Annotated in this window: 5 protein-coding genes and 1 pseudogene; 1 reads left to right on the top strand and 5 read right to left on the bottom strand. The window is 43.0% G+C overall.

Going from position 1 to position 7,902, the window contains the following annotated elements; translation table 11 throughout:
• Positions 1-63: 63 nt before the first annotated feature.
• The 5 genes and pseudogenes from NJ959_RS22105 to NJ959_RS22085 all read right to left on the bottom strand — a co-directional run bounded on the left by NJ959_RS22105 (position 64) and on the right by NJ959_RS22085 (position 5,983).
• Complete coding sequence (locus NJ959_RS22105) at positions 64-2,757, bottom strand: OmpA family protein (RefSeq protein WP_254013904.1); 2,694 nt, start codon at positions 2,755-2,757, stop codon at positions 64-66.
• Between the two features lie 46 nt (positions 2,758-2,803).
• Positions 2,804-2,992, bottom strand: a pseudogene (locus NJ959_RS22100) (RRXRR domain-containing protein); the annotation flags it as partial.
• Positions 2,993-3,169: 177 nt separating this feature from the next.
• Entirely contained in the window at positions 3,170-3,781 is a 612-nt protein-coding gene (locus NJ959_RS22095) for a hypothetical protein (RefSeq protein ID WP_254013903.1), read from the bottom strand.
• 284 nt (positions 3,782-4,065) lie between these two features.
• Positions 4,066-4,908 carry a DUF928 domain-containing protein gene (locus tag NJ959_RS22090; protein ID WP_254013902.1) on the bottom strand — a complete coding sequence of 281 codons (843 nt, stop codon included), beginning with the start codon at positions 4,906-4,908 and terminating at the stop codon, positions 4,066-4,068.
• A gap of 220 nt (positions 4,909-5,128) precedes the next feature.
• Positions 5,129-5,983, bottom strand: coding sequence for a DUF928 domain-containing protein (locus NJ959_RS22085; protein ID WP_254013901.1), 855 nt, complete (start codon positions 5,981-5,983; stop codon positions 5,129-5,131).
• Between the two features lie 208 nt (positions 5,984-6,191).
• Here NJ959_RS22085 and NJ959_RS22080 point away from each other — a divergent pair, with 208 nt between their 5' ends.
• Complete coding sequence (locus tag NJ959_RS22080; protein ID WP_254013900.1) at positions 6,192-7,871, top strand: transglutaminase-like domain-containing protein; 1,680 nt, start codon at positions 6,192-6,194, stop codon at positions 7,869-7,871.
• Positions 7,872-7,902 lie beyond the last annotated feature (31 nt).

Here is a 7,902-nt window from a genome sequence, read left to right as displayed (position 1 = left end):
AACAACTAACAACTAACAACTAACAACTAACAACCAACAACCAACAACCAACAACTAACGAAATCAAGGCGCGATCGCCTCAAATTCAACAAATCGACTTAAGTTTAGCGCATCATCTGCATAGACATTAGTGGGGGGTTTTGTCGTACCAGCAACTTGCAGTCTTCTGGGATCGATACCTTGATTTACTAGTAGTTTCGAGACAGTTTTAGCTCGCTCTACTGCTAACTCCTGATTTTCTAACTTATTGCCATTGCGATCGCAATACCCAATTACTCTGAGATTCTGGCTAGGGTAATCATTAAGAAATGCCTTTACCCGATCGAGTTTTTCTCTTTCTGACGATTTTAACTCCGCAGAATTAAGATCGAAGTAAATGCGCGATGCGAGAGCTAACGGTTGTAATTGTGCTGTATTAGTCACTGATTCAACCCCGGGAATTTTTGACAATGCTTCTGTAATTTTCTCGGCATCAGCCACCTGAACTATGCTACCTTTAACAGTAACTTTACCCTCATTGTACGTCGTCCAAATCGCCATTCTTTCTGTTTGATTAAGTATCCTGGTTGCTCTCTCAACTTCTCCCGCTACCACCGTAGGATCTTGAGGTACTTTTACCGCCACAATCTGATTATCTAACTTCACTTTTGGGGCAGCGTCATTCGTAATTTCACCCGCTTTTTCTACCAAATATTTAGTGGGCAACTTACCAGAAAGTCTGATCGTATTCCCTTTGGCATCGACACCAATTCGATAAACTGCCAACTCCGGATCGGAAGTCAATGCTAATCTAGTTTTTTCCTCAAGATTTAGATTAATTACACTGCGATGGTGATGAATTCCCCAAGGGATAAAAATCGCACTTAAAACTAGCGTTACTACCGCTAAAATAGCCACAGGAATATTGCGTGCTTGCCCTAAAGTGGGGCGGGAGCCATCGCTAACTTGTGTTAAAGATTCTAGGAGCTGGTGTACGGGTTTTGGTACACTATCTGGATCGCCATCAAATAATTCGATTGCTTTGCCATGCCGTTGCGTAATAGTAATTAGAGTATCGCGCATTTTTTCTAAGAATGATGGGGGGGGAGTTCCTTCTGTTACCACTGCTAGGTAACAGTATCCCGCAACTTCCAAAACAATTTCGCAATTTCCATAATCAATGCGATCTAATTCTGAGATATTCCCTGACTGAGCAATACAATCATTGACAAAGCTACGGATTGCTGTCAGCATCCCAGCCATCATTTCTGACTCCAAACGTTGTTTGCCAAAGGGTTGCACTTCAGAAACAATCAATCCCGATCCTTTGTGAATTAAGAAAATCCCTTGGATGCTAAAAGGCATCGCCTCTTTGAAGATCAATTCTGCCTCAGAGACTCCCTGGATTCTCGCACGAAGTTTACGACTAATACCTTCTGGAGAAAGATTATTTTCTACTTTTTGATTAATTGCAGCAATAGCTTCTCCCATGTATTTAGTAATAGTACTACCAATGACGGGATAGAGAGCATCTACCATTGCATCCCGCTCTAATTCAATTTGTTCCTTAATCGCTTTACCCATTTCTGGAGCCAAAGCCGTAGCGAATTCTCCTGGATAGTTGGTAACCTGTTCGGTAATGGCATCGGGCAGTATGGGTGCTAAAGCTGAACTAATTCCTTGTTTATCTTCCTGAGTTTTCGCTTGAATCATCTCATCAATAATCGGCGACATTGCTCGTGCCATTTCTTCCCTGGCTTCCCCTACTTTAATCGTCAATATTTCAGCAATTAAAGGCAAAATTAACTTAATTAACTCGGCGGGATCGTAAATTTTATTTTCCAGAATTGTAAATTGCTCTTGGAGATACATTAGTACCTCGCGAGATTCTATTAAATCTGGAGTCAGGATCAAACGTTGCAAACGATCGAATGAGCTTAATGAATCCTCTAACTCTGACTCTTCCGTTACAACGACTGAACCGTTTGATTGTGGTGATAATTTCTCAATAGAAGATGATGTTTTATTGGATGTTTCTGCATCTTTATTTTCGTATACTTCTAATCCCATTAACATGGACAATCTACTCAATTCTTGGTTTCGTTCTTCTACTATCTCAGAGTAGATAACCCCGTCGGATGCGGTTAAAGATAATGACTCTAAACTTGCTATTTTTTCGTCATCTAATTCGCTTAAATGTGATAAATCAGTAGACTTTTCCCTTGACTCTTTTTCTATAAAAGACTGGTTCAACAGTTGCTGCAAACTGTTCAGGGCATTGGCGGTGGAGTCGTCTATCAATAAACTGGAATGATTTCTAGAGTCTTCTGGTTTTTCTAATTTGAATTGAGTTTCAACTAATAAGTGCGATCTGGTGTCTGGCTGTGGGGATGAATTTTCGATTTGCTCTGGCTGATTCTGATCTACAATTGATAAATTGCTTAATACGTCAAGTGGCTCTTCTTCATTACTAAAGTTCAAATAATCATCTTGTTTTCCCAAATCCCCATTCCCCTCTCCTCTTTCTTCCTTGATTTTGGGCTGAAGGGATAGATTTAACTCATGAGCAATCGGAGCTGCGTCATTTGCCTGTAAAGTCACGGAGTTATCCACTGACTGAGAATTTACAGATGCACCCTGACTTTCCCCATCTCCTTGAGATAACCCTGACTCCTCCCTCGATTCAGCCGTTGGATTAGCATTCTGTAAATCTAGCAATAAATCCAACAAGCCTTCTATCTGGGATAAAGGAGATTGATTGTTTTTTGATGAAGTCATATTTTGATCCCCGCTACCTTGCTCTTATTCCTCAAAAATCACCCTAGTCGATTTTAAGTGTTAAGGGTTTGGGTCCGTCGGCTACCTCCTTATTTAAAATGATTGTGAACGGATACAACATGAAAACTTTTGCTTTGCCAGCATTCAACAACTTACGGGCTAATGATGACTTGCAAGGTGTCAGTGGTTTACGGTTGGTATCGAGAACAAAAACGTAATTGGGTTGGTTAGACATTGTTGTGTCCCTTCGATTTCTCGTAACGTTATCCTTGACAATGATATATCCAGCTTTTGCGCTAACAGCACTAATTCAAAATGACAAGCCGAACATTCTTGAGATGTATATTTTTAAAAGTACTTACCGACTTATCCCCATGTAAGACAGGCATTTGCTCTGCGTCTCGCTCTCTGGTCATCCGGAAATCCTGCTTGCTTCCAGTAACCGGATATCTGAGGAAACATTAGTACCAGCAGCTTCTTTAAGTTCCGGAGCAAATTCAGTTCCCTTAATTCTTAATCCCAGCTCAAATAAAATTTCTGCCATATCATCTTTAGCAATTTTAGTATCTTTCATCATCGAGAAGCGCCGTTCTAGTTCTTCAAAAACCTGCACTCGTAATGACATGATTTCTCCTTGAATCTTTTCTTTTGTTTCTGATAGATTTGTCTGGAGTGAATTCGTCTGACTATCTATAATTTGATCTAGAGATTCAATAGAGTTAGAAAATTTCTTGTTGACTAGATCGACGGTTTGTCGAATATCCGCATTCTCGTTTTGATGAGTTAGAGTTAGAGACTTGATTTTTTTCTCTAAGGTATCTGCTACTGTCCGTATTTCTGTTAAACAAGATGTCTTACTTTGGTCGATGCGATCCCGCATTTCCTGCTGTAGCAAGGCTAAATTAGATTCAATTTTGTCAATGCGACTATCATATTCTCGCAATTGAGCGCCAAAAATTATGTCTCGAATCTGGTCGATATTACCCAGGCGATCCCGTATTTGATCTCGATTAATTTCTGCCATATTTTTTCCTCTCAATTTACCGAAGTTATTATTAGTTTGCCAGCCGGATTTGATGTGCTTTTCCTATCTGTTAATTACCCTTTGTTTGAACGATCCAGTCTGACTACTCAAAAAATCTAGGTAGCCGACGATCGTCAATACTATAACACTACCCTGTCTTCAACACTAGAAGTCAAGCTGCTTATTACAGGATTCGGGGAGACAAACCAGAATCCGTCTCCCCGAATCCGCTGCTTTTTATAAGCGGGACATTTTTTGCTGAGATTTTACCGAAAAGCTTTCGGTTATTGGTTGTTTATGCTTCTCGCCTCTTGAAATAACGGTTCCCCAAGAGCATTGTCTAGCGCCGCCGACTTGAGCAGTTTATCCCAAGCTTCGATCAAATTCCTGTCGTTAGGCTTCTCTCGTCGCATCTCAATCAGAGTTCCTAACGCCTCATACCACAGTCGCTTGTCCACATACATCGCAAACTGCTGTTCCATTGGGAGTTGCTGAACCCGACTAGCCAAGCCGGATGTGTCTTCAACTCGCTGGAATCCACCATTGATATAAAAATCCCCCGATCTGTCTATTTCATCACACATCAGGCTTAATTGCCAGTGATATTCCTCACCCGTTTCCAAACCAGATAAACCACTAGAGGCAGGAAGAGTGAAACTCATGATACCGGGACTCCCGACAACGAATCCCTCAGTAATTGATCTGCCATTTTCGGGATTAATTCTTGTTCGAGAGTACTTCGCAAATGGGTACTTAATCGAGTAAACTTCCTTGTTGTTGGCATCCCGGACAACCACTTGGACTCCCCAAGCCCTGGTTTTGGGCATGTACCAAAAGATAGTCGGATACTGAGCGATTGTTGTTCCTACTCCAGACTTGGGAACTAAGGCAATGGGTACTGTATTTGGGTTGTTGTCGGCAATACAATCACCTCGTATCCCCCCGCCTTCTCTATTTTCTGGCAGGGGATTGCTCGTTGGACCGGATGGTGCGCTGAACTCCCATTGGTTGGGAATCTTAGTGCCAACAGACTGAGCTTGCACTTGCACTGGGATGTTTACTGCCAATCCCAATGTCAAAGCTGTGAAGAGTGAAAGTAATCGTGATGAGTGTGTGAACGAAGTCATGACCGAAAGATCTCCTGCGCGAGATAGGTTTTTTATATGAAGACCTCAGAACAGAAAACTAAGTTCCAACAGGGGAATGGCACATTGATGAGGAGCCGATGGTAAGACTAGATCTGCCTTGATATTCATATTTTAGCTTTCTTTCGCCTTTTATTCCCACACTCATTTTTACTCAGAGAATTTGTACTCAGAGAAGCTGCACTTGGAGAATCTGTACTTGTCACGGCACGGCGACGATTTTATCCCCAGAATTCTCTTGGGCAATTTTGTCCAATCCCACCGACTTGAGCAGTTTTTTCCACGCATCTTCGAGATCTCTATCTTTGGGTAAATCCCGCCGCAGTTGGTTCAAGGTAATCAATGTCTCATACCAAAGCCGCTCATTGGCATAGATAGTCACCCGCTCTTGGGGAGTTGCCTGTTTAACCCGCATTGCCAGATTGGGGCTAGGTGAAACTCGCTGAATCCAGCCGCTAGCAACCACATCCTTATCCCGTGCGTTGGCATCGCAAACCAATGCCAATTGCCAGCGATAATTCTGACCGATTTTTAACGGCGAAAAGTTAGCCAAGGCGGGAAGTGGTAAGCTCATGATCCCAGCCGGGGCTGTTCCGTCTCCGGACTTGTCTAAAGCATAATTTACAGAGTAAATCTCCCGATTTTTGGTATCTGTCAGGACTAACTCTACTCCTGATGCCCTAGTCTTAGGCATGTACCAAAAAACAGTCGGATATTCTGCTACCGTTGTTCCCAAGCCAGAAGATGGCACGATCGCAGTCAGGCGTTGATCGCTCATGACGCAAGGTAGGGCATCTGCGATCTCCCGTTTTCCCCCCGCTTCTCTGTTTACCGGGAGCGGAGCATCAGGACCGCTGGGAGCTTGAAATTCCCATGTTTCGGGTAGTTGAGCGCCAAGGGAGGCGGTTGTCAACTGAGCTTGCACAGTTGCTGGAAGTTCGACTGCCAGCCCCAATGCCAAAGCCACAGTTAGTATTCTTGAGCAATAGGAGCGTGTTAACCAAGCCATGATATAGCCTTTACTGGTATAGGAAAATCTGTGTGTTAAACGGTTCATAACAAATGCCTAGCTTCCACGACGGAAATGTAAACCTGTCTAGGTTGGGCTTTGTCAGACTAGTATATGCACTGTTGACACTTTAACTCCCCAGTCTACAGAGACGGGGTATTCGGGTATGCTTTTCGTAATTCTATTGTAACTTAAAGCATTCGCAGCAAGAGAACCTTGTTTTCAACTCTTATAGAAATCTTCATCTGGATTAACCATGATTCCTGATTCAGCCTCTACCATTCCACCGCTACAGTATCCCTGGTCCGGTATAATTCGACCAATTGCCGCCTCTGCTTTACACGGCATCGCCTTTTGGGGAGAACACCTAATTGCGATTGATGCTACCAACGGCTATCTGCTGCAAATTGACCCAAAAAGCGACAATACCAAAATTTTAAACTCGTCCCGCGAGTTAGATTTTGCATCTGCCACTGGTTTGGCAATTCATCATGATACCATCTGGTTGGCATGGAATGACAGTGTTTATTTTGGACAGCTCAATGGAGAGCTAAGTCTGGAACAGTTCGTAACCTTGCCCTACAGGGTTGACGGTGTGGCGATTAAGGATTCAACTGTCTACATTACCTGCCATAAAGCTGGGTATATTTTCATTTACAGCCGCGATACTTGTCGGGAGATTACTCGATTATATGCGCCGGGAATTGGGGTGGAAAATATTACGGTACGGGGTGAGGAACTGTGGGTTTGCGATCGCGAAGAACAAACGGTTTACTGTCTGGATCGAGCCACAGGCGACATTCAGTTCAGTATCCTCACTCCCTTTGAGAATCCTACAGGCTTAACATTTTACCACGATCCAGACACAGGTGAGGATATCCTCTATGTTGCATACTCCAGTGATGAACCTTACATCCGGGACAACCCCAACGCAAATCCAAATTACGAATTGCAATATCGCGATCGCACTTTCATTCACCCTCTCTATTTTCACGTACAACCAGACAGTCGCTACGCTCTCTCCAACGGCTATTTAATCGAAATGTCTTACGTGGAGGAACTTTCTCCTCTTGAAGATGTAGAATTAAAAGACGTAGAATGGCGCATCGCCTTACCTTCCGAAACAGATCGACAAAAGGTAAGGAAAATTGAACCAGTTGGCATTCCTTTTACCGAAGAAATTCAGGATGGTGAACGGGTTGCTGTCTTTAAATTTGATACCCTAAAACCAGGAGAACGCCATCTATTTGGCTGGAAAGCACTCCTAGAAGTTCGGAGTATTAAATATCGCTTCACACCGCGAGATGTGGAAACGTTGCCCGAGTTATCGCCAGAGTTTCAAACCCGCTATTTGGTGGATAATGATGAGTTATCTATGGATCAAGAAATTGTTATCGATGCGGCTCAAGAAGCGATTGGGCGGGAAACAAATCTACTCCGCAAAATGTACAGTATTCGTAACTACGTCTACGACAAACTTTCTTATGGCATTAAACCCCATATCGATAGTCCCGATATTGTTTTAGAACGGGGTATTGGTTCCTGTGGAGAATATCTGGGGGTTTTACTAGCTTTAGCACGCTTGAACGGGATTGCTTGCCGCACAGTGGGGCGTTACAAATGTCCACAGGAACCAGACAAATTCGGTATCCCATTACAACCAGACTTTAATCATGTTTGGCTAGAATTTTACCTACCAGGATTTGGCTGGTTACCGATGGAATCAAACCCTGATGACATAGTTGAAGGAGGACCTTATCCCACCCGATTTTTTATGGGTTTGGCTTGGTATCATATAGAGATTGGTAAAGGTATTTCTTTTGAAACTCTCAAAAGTCAGGGAGCTTTAGTGCAAAAAGAAAATACCTCTATTGGTGAGTTGGCTATTAATCATGTTCGCTTCAAAATTTTAGAAGAATTACCGCCTGTTAGTTAGGGAGTCGGGAATGGGGAGTGGGGAGTGGGGC

Origin of the sequence: Limnofasciculus baicalensis BBK-W-15, assembly GCF_024178385.1 — a bacterium.
Lineage (GTDB): Bacteria > Cyanobacteriota > Cyanobacteriia > Cyanobacteriales > Coleofasciculaceae > Limnofasciculus > Limnofasciculus baicalensis.
The sequence above is the reverse complement of the archived record's forward strand: the minus strand, read 5'-3'. Positions and strand labels throughout refer to the sequence as shown.

Bases quoted from the DNA above. Each gene is read 5' to 3' on its own strand.
- NJ959_RS22080 (WP_254013900.1), top strand. From the start codon at position 6,192: ATGATTCCTGATTCAGCCTCTACCATTCCACCGCTACAGTATCCCTGG.
- NJ959_RS22105 (WP_254013904.1), bottom strand. From the start codon at position 2,757: ATGACTTCATCAAAAAACAATCAATCTCCTTTATCCCAGATAGAAGGC.
- NJ959_RS22085 (WP_254013901.1), bottom strand. From the start codon at position 5,983: ATGAACCGTTTAACACACAGATTTTCCTATACCAGTAAAGGCTATATC.
- NJ959_RS22090 (WP_254013902.1), bottom strand. From the start codon at position 4,908: ATGACTTCGTTCACACACTCATCACGATTACTTTCACTCTTCACAGCT.
- NJ959_RS22095 (WP_254013903.1), bottom strand. From the start codon at position 3,781: ATGGCAGAAATTAATCGAGATCAAATACGGGATCGCCTGGGTAATATC.